This is a genomic window from Streptomyces sp. NBC_01335 (genome assembly GCF_035953295.1).
In the GTDB taxonomy this organism is placed as follows: Bacteria; Actinomycetota; Actinomycetes; order Streptomycetales; family Streptomycetaceae; genus Streptomyces.
Genome location: NZ_CP108370.1, coordinates 22,063 through 41,027, shown reverse-complemented (window position 1 = coordinate 41,027; position 18,965 = coordinate 22,063). Strand labels below are relative to the sequence as shown.

Sequence of the window (18,965 nt, the reverse complement as noted above, 5' to 3'; positions counted from 1 at the left end):
CGCTCACCGAACTCCCGGACCCAGCCAGAGAGATGGTCCGCGACCTCCTCGACATCGCGGTTCGCTCACCCTGGAGCTGGCCTCATGGAACACCGTCGTCGTCCCTGTTGGGTCTACGTGTTGAGCGGATCGAGCAGGTTACGACCGTCCGATCTGCGCGAGGCCGCTCTGGTAGGCGATGACGACGAGTTGGGCGCGGTCGCGGGCTCCGAGTTTGGCCATGGCCCGGTTGGCGTGGGTCTTGACGGTGAACGGCGTGATGAAGAGGTGCTCGGCGATCTCGTCATTGGTCAGCCCGGTGGCGACCAGGGACATGACCTCGCGTTCTCTTGGGGTCAGCGCGGCCAGGCGGGTGGGCAGGTGTTCCGTGGCGGCGGCGGTCGGCTGGGTGAGGTAGCGGGAGATGAGGGCCTTGGTCGCGGCGGGGGACAGGAGTGCTTCGCCGGCCGCGATGGTGCGGATCGCCTTCAGTAGGTCGGCCGGGTCGATGCCCTTGCCGAGGAAGCCGCTGGCTCCGGCGCGCAGGGCCTGGGCGACGTACTCGTCCTCCTCGAAGGTGGTGAGGATGAGGATCTTCACTCCGGCGAGATCGTCGTCCGCGCCGATGATGCGGGTAGCCTCCAGGCCGTCCATCTCGGGCATGCGGATGTCCATCACGATGATGTCGGCCCGCTCGCTGCGGGTGAGTTCGACTGCTTGTCGGCCAGTGCCGGCTTCGCCGACGACTTCCATGTCCTCTTCGGCGTCGAGCAGGAGCCGAAAGGTGCCGCGCAGGAGGGCCTGGTCGTCGGCGAGGAGGATGCGCAGGGTCACAGCTGGTCGTCCTTTGCGGTCTGGGCCGGTTCGTCGTTCTTCGCGGCTTGCAGGGGCAGGGTCGCCTGGACGCGGAAGGTTCCATCGGGGCGCAGGGCCGTGGTGAAGGTGCCGTGGGCGGCGTCTGCGCGCTCGCGCATGCCGATGAGGCCGTGTCCTGTTCCCGCACCGTGTTCTCCGGGGCTCGCCGGGTTGGTGACGCTGATCCAGAGTGTCTGGTCGGTGTAGGTGAGGCGGACTTCAGCGGTGGGCTCGCTGCCGTGCTTCTGCGCGTTCGTCAGGCTCTCCTGGAGGATCCGGTAGGCGGCGAGGTCGGCCGGTGCGGCCAGGGGACCCGGTGTGCCCTTCTGGTGGAAGCGGACGTCGAGGCCGCTGTGGCGGAAGCTGTCGAGGAGTGCGTCCAGCTGGCCGAAGGTGGGAGCGGGCTGCAAGGAGGGTGGTGGGTCGTCCGCGCGGCGCAGCAGTGAGACGGTCGCGCGCAGTTCGTCCAGGGCCGCGGCGCTGGTCTCGGTGATGTGGCTCAGTGCCTCGTACGCCTTGTCGGGGTGGCTGTGCATGAGGTGTCGGGCGACACCTGCCTGGGCGTTGACCAGGGTGATGTGGTGGGCGACCACGTCGTGGAGTTCGCGGGCGATGCGGATGCGTTCCTCGCGGACCCGGCGCTCGGCCTCCGCCTCGCGGGTGCGTTCGGCCTCCGCGGCGCGTTCCTGGGCCTGGGCGAGGTAGGCGCGACGGCTGCGGACGGAGTCGCCGACCGCGACGGCGACGATCGCGTAGTCGAAGTAGACCAGGGCGCTCAGGATCTCACCGGGCCGCGCGAGGACCGAGGCTGCGGTCAGCCACACTCCGGCGGCCGCGCCGACGCTGAAGGAAAGGCGGCGTTCGCGGTGGGTGGCCAGTGTGTACAGGGCGATCAGGCTGGCCATGGGCAGCCAGGACTGGTGGGGCGGGAGGATCGGCATGGCGCTGTCGGCGATGACCGTGAGTACAGCCACGAGCAGCGGCTGGCGGCGCCGCCCCAGGATGAGGGCCGCGCTGAGGAGGATGAGGGCGATCCGGACGGGGTGCGGGGCCTGCCACGTCTGGTCGACCAGTGAGGCCGCGATGACTTGCATGAGGACGATCAGCGCTGCGAGCGCCAGATCCTGGCGCCGGGCGCTCGACGACGCCGCGCGGTTCGTCTCAGGGCCAGCGGGGTGGGGCCATCCGGAACACGGCATGTCAGCAGTCTCTCTCGCAGGTCGGCGTCGGGCCGCGAACGGCTTGATCAGGTGCGGCGTGCAGACGCCGGCGGTGCGCCAGGGAGTGTCTGGTTCTCTCCGGCGCACCGCGGGCCCCTCGGTGCCCTGCCGTGTCAGGTGTTACCGCGTGGCTGCGGCGTCCTCTTTCACGAGCGCGTGCGGTGCGGGAGGGTCGGTGTGGTCACTGCTGTCGCCCTCTACGGAGAAGTGCGGCAGTCGGCGGTCCAGCCGGCGCGGCAGCCACCAGTTCGCTGTGCCGGCCAGGTGCATGAGCGCCGGGACGAGCATCATGCGGACCACGAACGCGTCCAGCAGGACCGCGACGGCCAGGCCCACACCGAACTCGGCGATCAGCCGCATCCCGCCGCCCGCGAAGGCGGCGAACACACAGAACATGATCGTGGCGGCCACCGCGATGACCAGTGCGGTGTCGGCGTGCCCGATGCGGACCGAGCGCCGGTTGTCCCTGGTGTGGGACCACTCCTCGTGCATCCGGCTGACCAGGAAGACCTGGTAGTCCATGGACAGGCCGAACATCACGCCCACGATGAGCACCGGCACCACGGCCTCGATCGGTCCCGCCGATCCGGCGCCCAGGAGGGACGAGCCGAAGCCGTGCTGGAAGACCAGCACGATCGCGCCGAACGCCGCACCCATGGTGAGCAGGTTCATCACCGCGCCGATCGCCGGGATCAGCAGGCTGCGGAAGGCCAGGGTCAGCAGGACGAAGCCCAGGACCACGATCAGTCCGAGGAACAAGGGGATCTTGGATGTCAGCGTGGAGGCGAAGTCCGCGTTGCTCGCGGTCACCCCGCCGACGTAGACCTGCAAGTCGTTGCCGTGCTCCGCGGCCGGGATCACGTCGTCGCGCAGATGGTCGATGAGTTCCGTGGTCTGCTCGGACTGCGGGGAGCTGTCCGGCAGCACCGTGATCACCCCGACGTCCTGGCCCGGCTGCAGGGGCACCGCGGTGACCGAGGCCACCCCGTCGACGTTCTTCAGCTCGCCGGCCAGATCCGTGAGATGCGCCTGCGCCTGCGCGTCCGGCGCCTTAGCTGCCAGCACCAGCGGACCGTTGAAGCCAGGGCCGAAACCGTCTGCGAGCATGTCGTATGCCTGGCGGCTGCTGGAGGACGCCGGGTTGTTCCCGGCATCCGCCGCGCCGAGCCGGATCGACAGGGCGGGCACCGCTATGGCGGCCATCACCACGACCGAGACCGCGACCATGGCCTTCGGGCGGCGCTGCACCAGCGTGGACCAGCGCGCCCAGCGGCCCTTCGGCTCGCCCGGCACAGTGAACCGGCCGGCCGCTACCTCACGGCGCTGACGCCGTCCGAGCACCCGGTGACCCAGCAGCCCCAGAACGGCGGGCAGCAGCGTGACGGCCGCCAGAACGGTGAGGACCACGGTCAGGGCCGCGCCCAAGGCCATCCCGCTGAGGATGCCGACTCCCAGCGTCAGCATGCCGAGCAAGGCGACGACCACGGTCAGGCCGGCGAAGACGACCGCGCGCCCCGAGGTGTTCAGCGCCTTCGCCGACGCCTCGGCCACACTCAGGCCCGCCATCAGGCCCCGCCGGTGCCGGTGCACGATGAACAACGCGTAGTCGATGCCCACCCCCAGGCCGATCAGCGCGCCCATCGTGGGCGTCGTGTCCGGCAGCGTGACGACATGGCTGAGCAGGATCGTCGCGAACATAGCCGTGCCGACACCCGCGACGCCGGTCAGGATCGGCAGCGCCGCCGCCCACACCGAGCGGAACATCAGCAGCAGCACCACAAGCGCCGCACCGATGCCGACGATCTCGCTCAGCTCCGACACCGACACACCGGCCCCGAACGCCGTCCCGCCGAACTCCACATCCAGCGAGCCGGTACCGGCCTGAGAGGCCAGGTCCTGAACATGCTCGACCTGACCCTTGGGAAGGTCCGCGCCGCTCTTGTCGAAGGTCACCGTCGCGTATGCAGTGTGCCCGTCCTCGCTGATCTGCGCGGCGCCCTGCTGGGTGTACGGGCTGGTCACCGACGCGACGCCCGGTGCGCCAGCGATCTGGTCAAGGGCCTTGTCCATCGGCTGCTCGACCGACGCGGCAGTGACCTGGCCCTGATCGGTCTGCCAGACGATCGTGCCACTGTCGCCGGACGCCCCGGACGACCCTTCACTCATCAGGTCCAGCGCGGTGCTGGACTCGGTGTTCGGCATATTGGTGCTGTTGGTATACGCCGCACCGGCGCTCATCGCTCCAGCACCCAGGCCGACGATCAGCCCCAGCCACAGCAGCACAACCGCGAGCCGGTGTGCATGGCACCACCGGGCAATAGTGGACACGAAAGTCTCCCTACGAAACGACCACTGCGAAGAATGGATGCGCGGCAGCACGGCCGAGTCGTCACCCTCGCTACCCGCGCATAACAGCGCAGGTAGCAGTCCCCCGACTGCGCGACCCGCTTTCTCCCGCGCAGCCTCAACAGTCCCGGAAAACCTCCCTCACGTCGTCGTCCCGCCACGTACACCGGCGGCTACTGCGCACGCAGTACACGCGCTCAGTTCGACACGCTGAACTTGACAGAGAAAGCCATCCCGAGGGCGCAGACGTGCCGCCTCAGTCGGACAGCTCTCCGTCGTCTACGTGATCAACTACCTGGTCCGGCACCTGTCCGTCCTGGACATCATCTGGATCGGATAGCACTCACGCGACGGCGTCTCGCCTCCGTACCGAGTTGAGGAGTACCCCCGTGATCAGAGCCGGCCGCCGCCACCTCGTGCGCACGCTCGCGGACCTGGCCGCCCAGCAGGGGATACAACACCAGAGCTACCTCAACCAGGGCTACCACCAGGCCGACGGGTTCCCCGACCCGATCAGCTCGCCCCGCGCCCGGACCCGCCTCTACGACGCCGAACAGGTCGACGCCCACCTCACCGGAAAGCCGCGCCCCCCGCTCCCGTCCGAGGACGACGACCAGGACCTGCTGGACCGCCGGGAAGCCGCCGCCGTCCTCGGCGTCTCCCCCCGCACCTGGGACACCTACAAATCCCACCCGCTCCTCACCGGGCACATGACCGACGTCGGCGGTGTGGAGCACTGGCCCCGGGGCACCGTGCACCGCTACCGCGACGACCGCCCCGGCAAGCCCGCCACCACGGGCCGGCCCAAGCGCGCCGGGGACCAGGTCCCACGCGACCAGCTCCTGCCACGCACCGCCCCCCTCCTCGACGCGGACCCCACGATCAGCGCCGCCGCCGTCACCGACGCCCTCGGCGTGCACCGCAGCACCGCCCAGGACGCCCTGACCCGCCTGCGCGCCGACCGGATCGCCGACCTCGTCACCGCCGGCACGGCCCTGACACCGAAGGAAGCCGCGGTGGCCCTCGGCTACCCCGGCGGCCAGACCCGCCGCGCCACCCTCCGCGCCGAAGCCGTGCTCCGCGCCCGCCGGATCGCCCCGTACCTCGCGGACATCGGCGCAGCGGTCCACCGCGCCGGCTGGACCACCACGGCCGCCGTGCCCGACATCCAGCACCCCGCCGACGACCACGTGGTGGCCGTGCTCGTCCTCGACACCGAGCACGCCCCGGCGCCCGCCCTCGTCTGGGACGAGCACGCCGGATGGCGCACCGCGACCTCCCGCCGCCACCCCCTGCCCCGTGGCGCCGCCGTACCGCCCGAAGGCGACGGCATCCGGTACCTCACCACCGCCACCACGCCCCCGCCCCCGGCCCTGATCGCCGCTCTCGGCGCCTGACGAACCGGCTCCCGGCGCTCACCGCCGGGACCCCGCAAGGTCGGGGCGCAGCAAGCGCCTTTCGTTGCCGGGCGGGTGCCCGGGGTGCGACCAGGCTGCCACGCAGCGCGCGGGGTGCCGCCCTCCGGGGCCTGGCGGCCCCTGCGGGCGCCGGGCGGCCGCCCTCCGGGCGCGTTCACCGCCCGGCGGTCCTGGACAACAGGATGCCGTGCCGACCTCGACGGCTCAGGTTCCACAGCGTTGAGCACACTGCCTCTGCGTCGTCAGATCACACGCAGGACTGTCTTCCCGCGTGCCCCGGTCTCCGCATAGGTGTGGGCGTCGGCAGCAGCGTCGAGAGGGAAGACCTTGTCGAGGTGAACGGCCAGCGCGCCGGCCTCCACCAGCTGGGCGATCTTCTGGAGACCGTGTCCGTCGGGTTCAACCAGCGGTTCGGGCGCGACGTGGACGCCGGCTGCTGCGGCTGCCTCGGTGAAGCCTGCCGGCCGGCCGGGAGCCACACCCAGGAAGAGCCCGCCGGGCTTCAGGACGGTGAGGGAGCGGGTAGCGGTATCCGGCTGGGCGATACCGACGAGGTCGAGCACCACGTCGATGTTCCCGGTGGCCTCCTCGAATGGCGTGGCCCGGTAGTCGATCACCTCGTCGGCCCCCAGAGCGCGCAGCCAGTCGTGCTTGCCGGCGGAAGCGGTGGCGATGACGTGCGCCCCAAGGTGCTTGGCCATCTGGACGGCGAGGTGGCCGACACCTCCCCCCGCGGCATGGATCAGTACGCGCTCGCCGCCGTCGAGCTGGGCGATGTCGGTCAGGGACTGCCAGGCCGTCAGCCCGGCGAGGGGCAGTGCGGCGGCGTGGTCGTGGTCGATGCTCGCGGGCTTCCGAGCAAACTGCCGTGAGGGCGCGGTGACGTACTGCGCGTAGGCGCCGGCGGGCCGGGGCAGCCAGAGCAGGCCGAAGACCTCGTCGCCGGGCGCGTAGAGGAACTCACCCGGACCGGTCCCCACCACTGTGCCCGAAACGTCCCAGCCCAAGATGTGCGGCCCCGTTCCGAGGGCCGCCCTGGCGGGGGTAGGGAAACCAGCCCGGGTGCGCAGGTCCAGCGGGTTGATCCCAGCAGCGTGCACCCGAACCAGAACCTCAGTGGGCAGAGGTTCCGGGCGTGGCACTGTCATCGGCACCAGAACCTCCGGGCCGCCGAAGTCGGTGAAGACCACGGCCCGCATCGCGGAACCGACGTTCTGATCAGACATGTACGACTCTTCCAGTAAGGGCGGCAACAATCCTCGGGCGACCGCGGTGGTGATGCGGTCCACGGTAGGTCGGCACCCTTGGTGACCCGCAAGCACCCTTGCTTCCCTTTGGGTAGAGTCGCAGGCAGGAGGCATCTTTCATGACAACGACACCCGTCGATCCCCCCAGCCGCACCGGAGACGTCTATGCCGCGCTCTGCCCGGCTCGCGACGTCCTGGACGTCCTGTCCGGCAAGTGGTCGGCCCTGGCCATCGGAGCCCTCGAAGAAGGCCCGCGCCGGTTCACCAGCCTTCAGATCTGCCTGCAGGGCGTCAGCCCGAAAGTTCTGACCCGGACCCTGCGCCGACTGGAGGACTACGGGTTCATCACCCGCACCGTGATCGCGCAAGTCCCGGTCCGCGTCGACTATGCCCTCACGGACCTCGGACACGGTGCCGCAGCCCCGCTGGCACACCTGCGTCACTGGGTCGAGACGAACACCCAGATCAGGTAATCCCCGATTTCAGCGTCGGCCTCTCTGGAAGTGCATCGGATGCCAAACAGGCACTGAGCTTGTCTTTTATCCTCAGGCACTCGCGTGACAGCTACGGTTGATCGCTGGGATCGGGCCCGGTGCGGGGCGGTGTTGTCGGTCGGCGCATGATGACCGTCATGGAGAGCGCTGTCGAGAAGATCAAGGTCTGGTTCCGCCTTGTCCCTCGTGAGGGGTGGTTCCCACAGGACACGGAGGGGTTGTGGGCCACGAAGCTCGGCGACGACGCGGCCCGTGTGCAGAACGCCCCCTTCCTTCAGGATGGGGTGGCCGAAGGCGACGTGGTGCGGTACCGGACTGACTCCGACGGGCTCCACTGGGCTGTCGGTCGGGTCAGCTCCTCCGGCAACTGCACGGTCCGTGTGGTGCCCGTGCCCACCGGCCCCCTGGGGCGCAGTCCACAGGCGGTGCATCAACGCCTTTCGGCGTTCAGCCTTGGAGGGGAGGTCTTCAGTGTCGACTTCCCCATGGTGGCCTTCACTGCGCCAGCCGGCGCGGACTTCGCCGGGATCAAGGCCCTTCTGGCGCAAGGCCAAGAGGAAGGTTGGTGGCACTACGAGGTCGGCTGTGGCACCGATGAGTGGTGGAATGCCTGAGTTTGTCTCTCGCTCTGATTTCGAACGTCGAGTCGCACAGGTTCACTCGCCTGGGCATTCGCCGGGCAAGCGGACGGCCCCCGCATGAGCATGCGTTCCGCCCTGGAATCACGTTCATACGACGGCCGCAGAGGCGAGTGTGCTCGACCATGATGCCCGTTTTCCGGCGTAGGCGGAGTCGGCCCAGACGATAGTGATCTACCTCGACGGGCAAGCCGCCGAGGAGGTAGGCCATGCGCGGGGCGTCGTAGCCGGCGTCGAAGACGACCAGGATGTCGTCGTCACCGGCTTCCCACTGCCCCTAAGCGGAACTCCTTGCCGTGCTTCGGCGGTCGCCCGCCCTGAGGACAGGGCAGGGCGTACCCCTTGAGCGAGGGCGCCGGACGGCGCATCACCCGGTCCGCACGCATGCGTCCGAGGTCAGGTCGGTCACGACGCGGCGGACCTGGGCTGCGGTGCGGCACGGCCTCCGCTCGTCCTCACCGCGGACCGCCACCAGATGACGCCGCAACCGCCACTGCCTGGAACGACACGCCGCCGAGCAGTACACCGCGTGCGGGCGGGCATCCGGCCTCAACCGTTCATCACGGCCCTCGCGGACCCTCTCCATGGCGCCCTTAACCACTGGATGATGCACGCCCGCCGCCACACGCGGGACTACGAACGGCTCGTCCAGCACTCCGAAACCTTGATCACCTGGGCGGCGATCACCCTCATGACCAGACGCCTGACCCGCCGCCCTCGGGAACCGGGCCATGATGCGATCGTGGCGCCGGGGAGACAGGCCGTGCCGCCATGTTCAGGATCTTGATCGTGTAGCGCTATCGAGGGAGGAGGGCGCTGACGGTTTTGCCGCCGGTGGGCTGGGGAGTGACCGTGGTGGTGCGGGCGAGGCGGTTGACCATGGGCCAGCCGAAGCCTCCGGTGCCGCCGTGCAGGTCGGGTGTGCGCATGCGCGGCGGTAGCGGGCTGTGGTCGTGTACGGCGACCTCGATGCCGTCCGGGTGTGCGGTCACGTCGAGGGTGCAGGTGCCGTCGCTGTGGCGCAGGGCGTTGGTGACGAGTTCGGAGACGACCAGGACCACGGTGCCGGTGGCCTCGGCCGCGCACGCCGGTACGAGCGCGCCGAGGAAGGCGTGGGCGTCGTCGCGCGCGTCGGCGATGGACGACGCGGAGAGGGCGGGGGTGAGGTTCACGCTCATGGTGTCCATCTGGCCGCCCCTGGTTCCCGCATCGGTTGGGGCCCGGCTCTCTTTGCCCTGTGCGTAGCTTATGCCCGGACTGTGGCCCGTCAATCGGCGGTGACGGGTCTGTGCCCGGGCCGCATCCCTCACTGTTCGACGCCGAATACCTCGCCATCGAACGGGTGAAAATCTGTAATGGCGGGAGTAGACATTGGGTGGTGGTGTGGTTATGGTTTCTCTCGTAGCCAGTGAGACAGCAGGGCCCGGCAGACACGAACTGCCGGGAGCAATAAATGTAGTTGCAGGACGGTGCGGTGGTGGAGTCGCGAAGCCAGAGCAGGTGCACGACGGCGACGTGGCTGACGACCGGACCGGGTGGCCCGCAGTGATCAGGGGCCGCCGCGAGCAGGACCGCAGTTCCCGCAAAGGGCGGGGCGGTACCCCGCAGCGAAGTGGAGTGATTGGTACCTCGGTGAAGGCGTCGGCTGCGGACGCGCGCACCGGGTGGTTCGGCAGTGGGGTTCTGAGCCGGAGCAGACGCAGGACGGGCGACGGGGCTGGCTGCCGAAGAGCGGCGCGGGTCGAGGCCGCCGAGCAGTTCGCATCACCAGCAGTACGCAGGAAAAGCAGTGCCAGCAGTTCGCAGTTCCCCATGGGTAGGCAGTTGTTCACCGAGGGAAGAAACGGAGGAGCCGAGCGCCATCAGGATCGCCCGGACGGACGTCTGAGTCCGGGTACCGCAGGACATCGATAGTGAGGTGGTCTCCGGTCAAGCAACCGCGATCCCCGCATCCCCGACACCGTTCAGGTCGGGACGGCGGACACAGAAGGCCGGCGCAGAACCAGGGCCGGCAGATGGTGTAGCAGTTCCTTCGGGGCCCTAGTGCCACAGGCACCAGGGCCCCTCCACGCGTTCCAGGAAGAGGTGCAAGTGACCGCAGACGACTCGTACGACCGTCTCGACGACGACGATTACCCCGCCTACACCATGGGCCGGGCCGCCGACATGCTGGGCACCACCCAGGGTTTCCTGCGCGCCCTCGGCGAGGCCCGCCTCATCACCCCCCTGCGCTCCGCCGGCGGACACCGCCGGTACTCCCGCTACCAGCTGCGGATCGCCGCCCGCGCCCGCGAGCTCGTCGACCAGGGCACCCCCATCGACGCCGCCTGCCGCATCATCATCCTCGAAGACCAGCTCGAAGAAGCACAGCGCATCAACGCCGAACACCACCGCGCCGCCGCTCCGGGAGACCCGCTGACCGCGGCCTGACACGGCCCGCTCTCCGCGACGGAGGTCGAGGAGGACTGACCGACCCGGAGCTGGACACACCACGGGCGATTCCTCACGTACTCCTCGTCGTCTCGCTCGCCGGACCCGCACCATCTGGCAATGCTGGCACGTTCCGGCTTCGTCAGGGTCGCTCCCGCCCTTCCCGGGTACCACCCGGTCAGGCTGCCCTCAGCTACGCTGACCTGCTGCGACAGGCCAGAGATGGGAGTCTTCCACCTCCCCTCGAACCACAGCGCCTTACGGCGTGACCAAGATCCCCGACAGAGTCAGGCTGATGCTCTGGTTCGTGGCAAGCCGGTGAGTAGCCCCGCGCCGGTCTTCATGAGGCCGAGTGAGCCGGCCCCATGACTACATGACCGGACCCGCGACGAGGGATTCGCGTCCCTCCGGGGCGAGACCGTCCTCCCGTACCCGGTGGGCCAAATCGATCTTCGTATACGCGGGCCTTCCCGCCAGCCGGTACTTTGACTTGACCCGGTTGAGGTAGTCCTTGGCCGTGTTCGGGGAGACGCCCGCACGGCGTGCCGCGGACTTGAGAGTCATTCCCGAGACGTAGTCCAGCAGGATCTGCAGTTCCTTGGGGGCGAGGCGGGGCCCGGCGAGGCCCGCTCCCCCCGGCGGGCGCCCGCCGCCTGCCCCGGTGACCCTGCCCAGCCACCAGGGCAACGCGGCGGCGGAGAAGTCGTTGGTGTAGACGGCCGGACGGCGGCCGCAGTGGAAGACATCGTCCCGGATGACGCCGTGGCCCCGGAAACCGAGACCGCGCACCAGGCCCTGGTACTCGAGGTTAGCCGTGGACACGACCAGTTGCCCGCCGCGGCCGGCGGCCTGTCGGAGGATGTGGCGCAGCAGGTGCGCACGGACGGCCGGATCGGGACAGTGCGCGGCGCCCAGGAAGAGACCGCCCCCGGCCAGAGCCGTACTGTGCTGCTGGAGCAGGAGTTCCATGCCCGTCGTCGTCCGCTCGTCGATCGGCATGAGGTTGGCGAGGCCGATCGCCCTCTCGTGCCGGTCGTAGACGATGTGGAAGGCGGAGATGTCGTCTCCGGCCCAGCGCTCGGTCAGCCGGTCGCAGAGGCGTGGGTCGAAACCGCTGTCCAGAGCCCACTGGTGCATCAGCCGTCCGACGTCAGCGGCGTCCGAGGCGGCGGCGGTCCGGACGCGCACCGCGCGCTGGTCGGCTGGGAAGAGGGCGCGGTGGACCAGCGGGGCGGCCCCCAGGAAAATCCCCTGTTCCGTGAGGGCGGCCCGTTCGGCGTGGTCGCGGGCGCCGGCGAGCAGGGCGAGGCGGTAGTCGCGGGCACGGACCCGGACGTTTTCGTGAGCCTCCGGTCGTCTCCACCGGTAGGCGAGTTCGAACACGGTCCGGTACGGCTCGGTGATCCGGAGCCCCAGCGTGTCCCGGCCGACGACGCTGAGCGAGGCGAGTGAGGCGAAGTGGTCGGGGCCGCCCGGCACGAGCCTCTCGTCTCCGGACCACACCGTGGCGAGCAGCCGCAGGGCGTGGCACCACTGCCTCCCGGGAAGTTCCCGGCCGAGCCGTTCCAGGATCTCCTCGGCCACCTGGTCGGCGACCGCTCCGAGGGCGGTCGGCGGTATGCCCGCTTCCAGGGCACGGCAGACCGCGTCGGCGATCAGGGGGATGCCGGCCGCGAGCCGGATCACGAGGGTGCGGCCGTCCGGATCCTCGACAGCGCCGGCTCGCGCGGCGATCCACTCCTCGGGGGCGGCTGCCACGGTGACGGTGGCGGCGCCGGAGTACGCCCACAGCGGATCGACCAGGACCGGCTTGCGGCTGACCACGACCACGGTCGGCCGCTGGTCGCCGAGGCGCACGAACTCGGCGTGCAGGGAATCCCGTCGCACCCGGCCGTCGACGCTGTCCACCACCACCGTCCGCCCGGCGGGGCCGGCCAGTGCCTGCCGCAGTGCGACACGCCCGTCGGGCCGGTCGAGGTCCACCCTCTCCGCGTTCCCGAGGCCGGCCGCCAACGCGGACTTCCCGACCCCGAGCGGTCCGGTCAGATTGACCAGCGGATGCACGGCCACCGCCGCGCGCAGCTCCTCCCGAGTCGCTAAGCCGGATTTCCCCGAACCGCTCACGGACACTGTCCCTTCAGGCTGCCCCAACCGCTCGCCGCAGGACGATACCGAGTGTGGCGCGCGGTGCCCAGACCTGTTGCGGCATCAACTCCATGGAATACGTGCCGAAGACAGTCTGTGCCGGACGCGACAGGCACGTGGGGCACGGCCCGCTCCGCAAGCCGCCCGAACGGGGGGCTACGGGGGTGCCCGGCACCTGGCTAGCGTCGTTTCCGGCGCCGGGGCCTCCCCGGAGACCGGGACCCTTGAAGGAGCGGACGATGAACCCCTTCTGGCTGACGCTGGTGGACAAGGAGTTCTACGCTCCGCTGGACCGCGCCTCGAACGTGGGCGAGACGTACGCACCGGGCACGATTCCCGACGGGTGGTCAGGATCGACCGACGGCGTCTGGACCTGCTGGCGCCCGGCCGACCCGGTGCTCGTGGAAGAGGGCTGGAAAGTCCATGTGTCCACCAGGCCGGAGCGGGTCCGGTTCACGCTCGACACGGTGGCAGCGGCCTGCTTCGACGAGCGGTTGGTTTTCAAGCATCTCGCCACACGGCTGTTCTTCGAGGTGTTCCACCACAAGCACGTCGACCGGGCGCAGGCCGGGAAGTTCTGCACGATCTACCCGCCCGATGTCGCGACCGCCCGGCGGCTGATGGACCGGCTCTCGGCCGATCTGAAGGACGAGGTCGGACCGTACATCCTCAGTGACCGCCGCTACGGGGACGAGGGCGTCGTCCACTACCGGTACGGAGCCCATCGCAGCCGCTCCCGGGTCCAGTCAGACGGCACGGACCTCCAACTAGTCCGCGACGGCCACGGAAACGACGTCCCGGACGTGCGGTCCGCCCAGTTCGTCCTCCCGCCCGGCGTGGAGGACCCGTTCAGCCCGCCGGTGCAGCCCCATGCCGGACCGATTCTGCTGAACGGGCGGTACGAGGTCACGGGGGCGATCCGCCACAGCAACGGCGGCGGTACCTACCGGGCCACCGACACCCGTACCGGCCGCACGGTCTTCGTCAAGGAGGCACGGGCGCACAGCGGGTTCATGGGAGACGGCACCGACTCCCACGACAGGCTCCGCCACGAGTGGGCGATGCTCGAACGCGTCCACGCCCAGGTACCCGGCCTCTGTCCCGAACCGATCGACCTCTTCACCGAGTGGGAAAACGACTTCCTGGTCACCGAGTTCATCGACGGAACCGGCTTCGTGCAGTGGGTCGCCGCCAACACGACGATGGGCCGGTTAGACGTGGACCCCGCCCGGCAGAGCGCGTACCTGGCCGAGGTGGAACGCGTCCTGGCCGGCCTGCGCGCCGACCTCGACCGGCTGCACGGGATCGGCCTGCGCTTTGGCGACCTGAGCCACGGCAACGTGATGGTTCTCGACGACCTGCGTGTGCGCCTGATCGACTTCGAGACCGCCAACCCGCTGACGGAGAAGCCCCATCCGATGGGCACGCCGGGCTACAAGCCGCCGCCAGCCCTGGTCGAGGCGGGCGTGGAGGACGACGAGTACGGTTTCTCCGGGCTGGCGCAGTTCGCCCTCTTTCCGCTGAACCAGCCTCTGGAGCGCGACCCGGCGGGCCGTACCGAGCTGTACCGCCGCGACCTCGAACAGGTCGCGCCCGTCCCCGAGGATCTGTGGCGCAGCGCGACCCGCTACCACCGCGCCACCACCGTCAAGGACTCGGCTCCCACCCACGACCTGCCCACGGCAGCCGCACTCGACGCGGATCCGGAGGGAGCGCTCGAGCGTCTGCGAGCCGGCCTCACCGCCGGACTCCTGGCCATGGCCAGGCCCGACGGCCGGGACTGGGTGTTCCCGCCGTCGCCGCACGGCTACACCGTGAACACCCACTGCCTGGAACACGGAACGGCCGGTGTGCTCCACGCCCTGCGGCAGTCCGGGACAGGGATCCCTGACGACCTGGTGGCCAGATTCCGCCGCGACGCGCTGGCGAGCGTCACTGCTCTAGCGCCCGGCCTCCAGAACGGCACCGCGGGCATCGCCTGGGTCCTGGCCGAGCTGGGCCTCGACGACGAAGCCGGGGCCGTTCTCGACGCATCCCTGCGCCATCCGCTCAGCCTCGCCTCGGCCCGACTGGCGCACGGTGCGTCCGGCATCGGGCTGGCCCACCTCGCGCTGCACACCAGACTCGGCGGCGACCACCGGCTGGCCTTCGCCACCCGGATCGGAGACTCCTTCGTCCACGACGTCGAGGACAGCCGACGGCTGGTATCCGACGCCGGTGTTCCCGGCCTCGCGTCCGGACTCGCCGGGACCGCCCTGTTCCTGCACGCGCTGGGCGAGTACACCGGCGAAACGCGCTACCTCCGGGGAGCGGTCGCTCTGATGCACGCCGAGCTCGACCGGGCTGTCGACGGTGGCGCAAACGGGATGTTGTTCCGGGACACCACGCGGACCAGAAACCTGCCGTATCTGTGGGAGGGCTCCGCAGGCGTGGTCCTGGCGCTCACCAGGCTGGCCTCCACGACCGGTGACGAGCGCTGCGCGCGGACGCTGCCGCGGATCGTGTCCACGTGCCGGCTCATCTGCACCGTGGATCCGGGCCTGTACTCCGGCCTCGCCGGGCTCGCGTACGCGCTGGCCGAACACGCCCAGCACTTCGGCGGGCCGGACGAGCGGTGGCCCGCCCTGCGCGTCGCCACCGGTCTCGCCAAGTACGCGATCCGGCATCCCGAAGGCCTCCGCGTTCTCGGCGCCGCCGAGGAGCGCTTCCACGCAGACCTGGGATCCGGCGGCGCCGGAGTGCTGCTCGCCCTCGCCCGGGTGCTCGACGGCCCCGGTGTACGGCTGCTCCCCGGTCCGTACACCCCCTGAACTCCGGACGGCCGGAACAGCCGGCCGATTCGGCGACACAGAAGAGGAGGAATCACCATGAACGCGATTCTGGCCCTGCAGGGCCTGGAGGAGACCTCGGTGGACACCGAGGCGCCCGCGTACACCGGGCGGGGCAGCGCGATCAGCGTCTTCGGCAGCTGCGTCACCCGCGCGCCCGAAGTGGCCCTCTGACCCGGCCATGAGCAGCCAGTGCCCCGGCCGGCGAAGCAGCCGGCCGGGGCACTGGGGCGGCGCGCGACGGGCGGTGGAAGCCGATGCCGCCTGCCGCCCGTGGTGTGCAGTCGAACCACGGTCCGTTTCCCGCCGGCGGCCGCCCCAGAACCGGAGTCCTCGCCATGCGTGCCACGTCCCCCGTCACCGCTGGCCGCCGTGCCGAGCTGACCGTGATCGACGAGGCCCTCGCGCGTCTGCGGACGCGGCGGGGCGGCTCGGTGTTCGTCCTGGGCGAGGCGGGCATCGGCAAGTCCCGGCTGGCCCGGGAAAGCGTGGACAGGGCAGCCCGGCTCGGTGTGTGCGTGCTGCGCGGACGCAGCAGCGCGACCGGGCTCACCGGCCCTTTCCGCCCCCTCGCCGAGGCACTCGCCTCCTACTCCCGGGCCAGCGGGCTGCCCGCCGACCCGGAGCTGGAGCCCTACCGCCCCGCGCTCGCACACGTGGTCCCCGAATGGCGGCGGACCGCGGACGCCTGTCCGGAGAACACGGTGGAGTTCGCCGAGGCCCTGCTGCGCCTGCTGTCCGTGCTCGGGAGGGGGCGCGGCTGCCTCCTGGTACTGGAGGACCTCCACGAGGCGGACCATGAGACCCTGGCTGTCGTCGACTACCTGGTCGACAACCTGGCCACCCTGCCAGTACTGATCGTCGGCACGCTGTGCCCCGACTCGGGTGCGGTGCTCGATCTCGTCGACGCTGCGGTGCGCCGCCGGACCGCAGCAGCACTGACGCTCCGTCCGCTGGACGCCTCCGGGGTACGGGCGGTCGCTTCGGGCTGCCTGGAGGTCGCGGCGGACCGGGTGCCGGCCGTCGTGGTTGACCGGCTGACCGGGCGCAGCGGCGGCAACCCGTATCTCGCCGAGGAGCTGCTATCGGCCATGGTCGGGTCGGGCGCGGTGCGGGTGGATCCGGAGGGCGTGACGGTGGTGGGCGACCTGGCGACCGGTGCGCCGGCGTCCCTCGTGCAGAGCCTTGCCCAGCGACTGGGCCGGCTGGACCCGGCGGTGGGACACCTCTTGCTGACGGCTGCGTGCCTGGGGCCGCGCTTCTCCGCCTCCACGCTGTACATGGCGCTCGACGTGGGCGAGCAGGACCTGTTCGCATGCCTGGGGGCCGCCACCCGCGCCGGTTTCCTCACACCGGTCGGCCGTGGGACCGACCAGTACGCCTTCCGGCACCAGTTGACGGCCGAGGCGCTGCTGGCCGTGCCCACCCCGCCCGAACGTGCTGCCCTGGCCCGTCGTGCGGCCACCGCCCTGGAGAAAGCCGATCCGCTGTTGGAGGAGGACAGGTGCCGGCTGGTCGCGGACCTGTGGACCACGGCCGGGGAGCGCGGTCGCGCTGCCGCGGGCTACATGGAGGCGGGCCGGCGGGCCCAAGTCTGCGGGGCATGGGCGTCTGCCGTCGCGCTGTTCGAACGGGCGGCCGAGCTCGCTCCGGTGGAGGACCGGGCGGCCGTCGTCGAGTCCCTCGCGCAGGCACTCGGCGGGGCCGGTCGGCTGGAGCGCGCTTTCGCGTTGGCCGAGACCCTGGACATGGTGGGCGTGGAGACGCCGGACGTCGGCCGCCGGGTCGACCTGCACCTCCGGCTCGCCCGGGACGCCGTGCTGGCCGGACAAGGCCCGGACGCGCGCAGGCAGCTGGCGGCTGCTCGGGCGCTCAGGCCGGAACTCGGCCAGCCGGCCGCCGGAACGCCCGGGCAGGACGCGGCCCTCGCCGTGGTCGAGGGCCACCTCGCGCTGCTTCCGGGGCCGGCCGCCCACGGTGGTCCGGACCGGCTCACCCGCGTCGTAGAGGCCGAGCGGTCGGCGCGCCGGGCCGTCGAGGCGGCGGAGCGGGCGTCGCTGCCCGTGGTGGAGTGCCAGGCCCTGCATCTGCTCGCGCTGCTGGGCCTGGCACGCGGATTCGACCATGCCGACGCCTGCCTGGAACGCATGCTGGCCGTCGCCGAGAAGCACAGCCTGCCGCTGTGGCGGGTGGATGCCCTCGTCCGCCTGAGCGTCAACGCCCTCATGCGTAGCGGGAGGCCGGCCCGGTTGGAGGCGGCGCGGCAGACCGCGCGAGAGCTCGGGGCGATCGTGCTGACCCAGGACACGGAGGGGACGCTCGCCATGCACGCGGTGCTGCGGGCCGAGTACGGGAAGGCCCGGGAGACGGTCGACCGCTCCCTCGCTTCGACCGCCCGGCTGTGCGGCCACTCCACCCAGCGTCACCTCCTGCTGACGTCGGCGACGCTCGCGGCTCACCGCGGACGCCGCAGTGAGATGGAACGAGAACTCGAGCGGTTCCACCGGGCCGGCGGAGCGGACTCCCTCCTCACGCCGGTTGTCCTCGGCCTGTGCCGGGCCTTCTGCGCGCTGATGGAGGAGGACCGCCCAGCCGCGACGGAGGAACTGGCCGCCGCAGCCGCCTGGGAGGCGGCACATCCCAGCGTCTTCCACCTGTCGGGCAGTCACGGGCTCGGCCCGCTCCTCGACGTCCTCGCCGGCCGCGCCGACCGGGCGGCCCTCCAGGAGCACAGCGCGGCACCGGCGGCGGAACTCGCCTGGAATCACCAGTTCCTGCTGATGGCCGAGGCGGTGCTGCTGGGGCGCGATGGCCGGGGCAGCGAGGCCGCTGCCGTCCTCGCAACCGTCCGCAGGACGTACGGCACCCTGTTTCCGGCCGCCCACCACCTCGGACTGCGGCTCGTGGCGGAGACGGCGCAGGAGGACGGCTGGGGCGATCCGGTGGAGTGGCTGCGGGCCGCCGAGGAGTTCTTCCACGCGGAGGACATCAGCGCGGTGGCGGGGGCGTGCCGGGCCCTGCTGCGCAGGTCGGGCGCCGGAGTGCGGCAGCGGCGCGTAGGCCGGGACAGGATCCCGGCAGCCGTACGGGAACTCGGCGTTACCCCGCGAGAGTACGAGGTGCTGGCCCTGCTGGCCGAACGCCTGAGCAACCCCGAGATCGCGCGCCGGCTCTCCATCTCGCCGCGCACCGTGGAGAAGCACGTCGCCGGTCTGGCCCGCAAGACCGGGCGGTCCGAGCGGTCCGCACTGCGCGCGCTGACCCGCCTGCCGATCGCGGAGGCGTAGACGGCGGGACGGACGGAACGGGACGGAACCGAGGGAGTGACGGCCCGGGGAGTGCCTGTCGGCCAGGGGGAGTTTGCC

13 protein-coding genes and 1 pseudogene are annotated in these 18,965 nt (G+C 70.8%); 8 read left to right on the top strand and 6 right to left on the bottom strand.

Going from position 1 to position 18,965, the window contains the following annotated elements; translation table 11 throughout:
* Positions 1 to 138: 138 nt before the first annotated feature.
* The 3 genes from OG599_RS00185 to OG599_RS00175 all read right to left on the bottom strand — a co-directional run bounded on the left by OG599_RS00185 (position 139) and on the right by OG599_RS00175 (position 4,382).
* Complete coding sequence (locus tag OG599_RS00185) at positions 139 to 813, bottom strand: response regulator transcription factor (RefSeq protein ID WP_327173820.1); 675 nt, start codon at positions 811 to 813, stop codon at positions 139 to 141.
* A complete protein-coding gene (locus OG599_RS00180; protein ID WP_327173819.1) occupies positions 810 to 2,033 on the bottom strand; it encodes a sensor histidine kinase in 1,224 nt (407 codons plus the stop codon). Before OG599_RS00180 ends, OG599_RS00185 begins: the two co-directional genes overlap by 4 nt.
* Positions 2,034 to 2,174: 141 nt before the next feature.
* Positions 2,175 to 4,382: an MMPL family transporter gene (locus OG599_RS00175; RefSeq protein WP_327173818.1), complete on the bottom strand. Its 2,208-nt coding sequence runs from the start codon at positions 4,380 to 4,382 to the stop codon at positions 2,175 to 2,177.
* A 407-nt stretch (positions 4,383 to 4,789) separates the two neighbouring features.
* On the opposite strand from OG599_RS00175, the gene OG599_RS00170 reads away from it, so the two are divergent.
* A complete protein-coding gene (locus OG599_RS00170) occupies positions 4,790 to 5,797 on the top strand; it encodes a hypothetical protein (RefSeq protein ID WP_327173817.1) in 1,008 nt (335 codons plus the stop codon).
* A gap of 263 nt (positions 5,798 to 6,060) precedes the next feature.
* Here OG599_RS00170 and OG599_RS00165 read toward each other — a convergent pair whose 3' ends face one another.
* A complete protein-coding gene (locus tag OG599_RS00165) occupies positions 6,061 to 7,044 on the bottom strand; it encodes an NADP-dependent oxidoreductase (protein ID WP_327173816.1) in 984 nt (327 codons plus the stop codon).
* A gap of 140 nt (positions 7,045 to 7,184) precedes the next feature.
* Here OG599_RS00165 and OG599_RS00160 point away from each other — a divergent pair, with 140 nt between their 5' ends.
* From OG599_RS00160 to OG599_RS00150, 3 genes and pseudogenes are all read left to right on the top strand, one after another.
* Positions 7,185 to 7,538, top strand: coding sequence for a winged helix-turn-helix transcriptional regulator (locus OG599_RS00160; RefSeq protein WP_327173815.1), 354 nt, complete (start codon positions 7,185 to 7,187; stop codon positions 7,536 to 7,538).
* Positions 7,539 to 7,684: 146 nt separating this feature from the next.
* Positions 7,685 to 8,173, top strand: coding sequence for a DUF4265 domain-containing protein (locus OG599_RS00155; protein WP_327173814.1), 489 nt, complete (start codon positions 7,685 to 7,687; stop codon positions 8,171 to 8,173).
* A gap of 625 nt (positions 8,174 to 8,798) precedes the next feature.
* A pseudogene (locus tag OG599_RS00150) lies at positions 8,799 to 8,909 on the top strand (IS5-like element IS4811 family transposase); the annotation flags it as partial.
* Positions 8,910 to 8,994: 85 nt separating this feature from the next.
* Here OG599_RS00150 and OG599_RS00145 read toward each other — a convergent pair.
* A complete protein-coding gene (locus OG599_RS00145; RefSeq protein WP_327173813.1) occupies positions 8,995 to 9,384 on the bottom strand; it encodes an ATP-binding protein in 390 nt (129 codons plus the stop codon).
* Positions 9,385 to 10,288: 904 nt separating this feature from the next.
* Here OG599_RS00145 and OG599_RS00140 point away from each other — a divergent pair.
* On the top strand, positions 10,289 to 10,627 hold the full coding sequence (locus tag OG599_RS00140) for a helix-turn-helix domain-containing protein (protein ID WP_327173812.1): 339 nt from the start codon (positions 10,289 to 10,291) through the stop codon (positions 10,625 to 10,627).
* A 369-nt stretch (positions 10,628 to 10,996) separates the two neighbouring features.
* Here the strand turns inward: OG599_RS00140 and OG599_RS00135 are convergent, their stop codons facing one another.
* Complete coding sequence (locus OG599_RS00135) at positions 10,997 to 12,697, bottom strand: hypothetical protein (RefSeq protein ID WP_327173811.1); 1,701 nt, start codon at positions 12,695 to 12,697, stop codon at positions 10,997 to 10,999.
* Between the two features lie 314 nt (positions 12,698 to 13,011).
* On the opposite strand from OG599_RS00135, the gene lanKC reads away from it, so the two are divergent.
* The 3 genes from lanKC (at position 13,012) to OG599_RS00120 (ending at position 18,887) form a co-directional block, all read left to right on the top strand.
* Positions 13,012 to 15,582, top strand: a complete 2,571-nt coding sequence (gene lanKC / locus OG599_RS00130) for a class III lanthionine synthetase LanKC (protein ID WP_327173810.1) — start codon at positions 13,012 to 13,014, stop codon at positions 15,580 to 15,582.
* Between the two features lie 57 nt (positions 15,583 to 15,639).
* Positions 15,640 to 15,774, top strand: a complete 135-nt coding sequence (locus OG599_RS00125; RefSeq protein ID WP_327173809.1) for a hypothetical protein — start codon at positions 15,640 to 15,642, stop codon at positions 15,772 to 15,774.
* Positions 15,775 to 15,938: 164 nt separating this feature from the next.
* Positions 15,939 to 18,887, top strand: a complete 2,949-nt coding sequence (locus tag OG599_RS00120) for a helix-turn-helix transcriptional regulator (protein ID WP_327173808.1) — start codon at positions 15,939 to 15,941, stop codon at positions 18,885 to 18,887.
* The last annotated feature ends 78 nt before the right edge of the window (positions 18,888 to 18,965 follow it).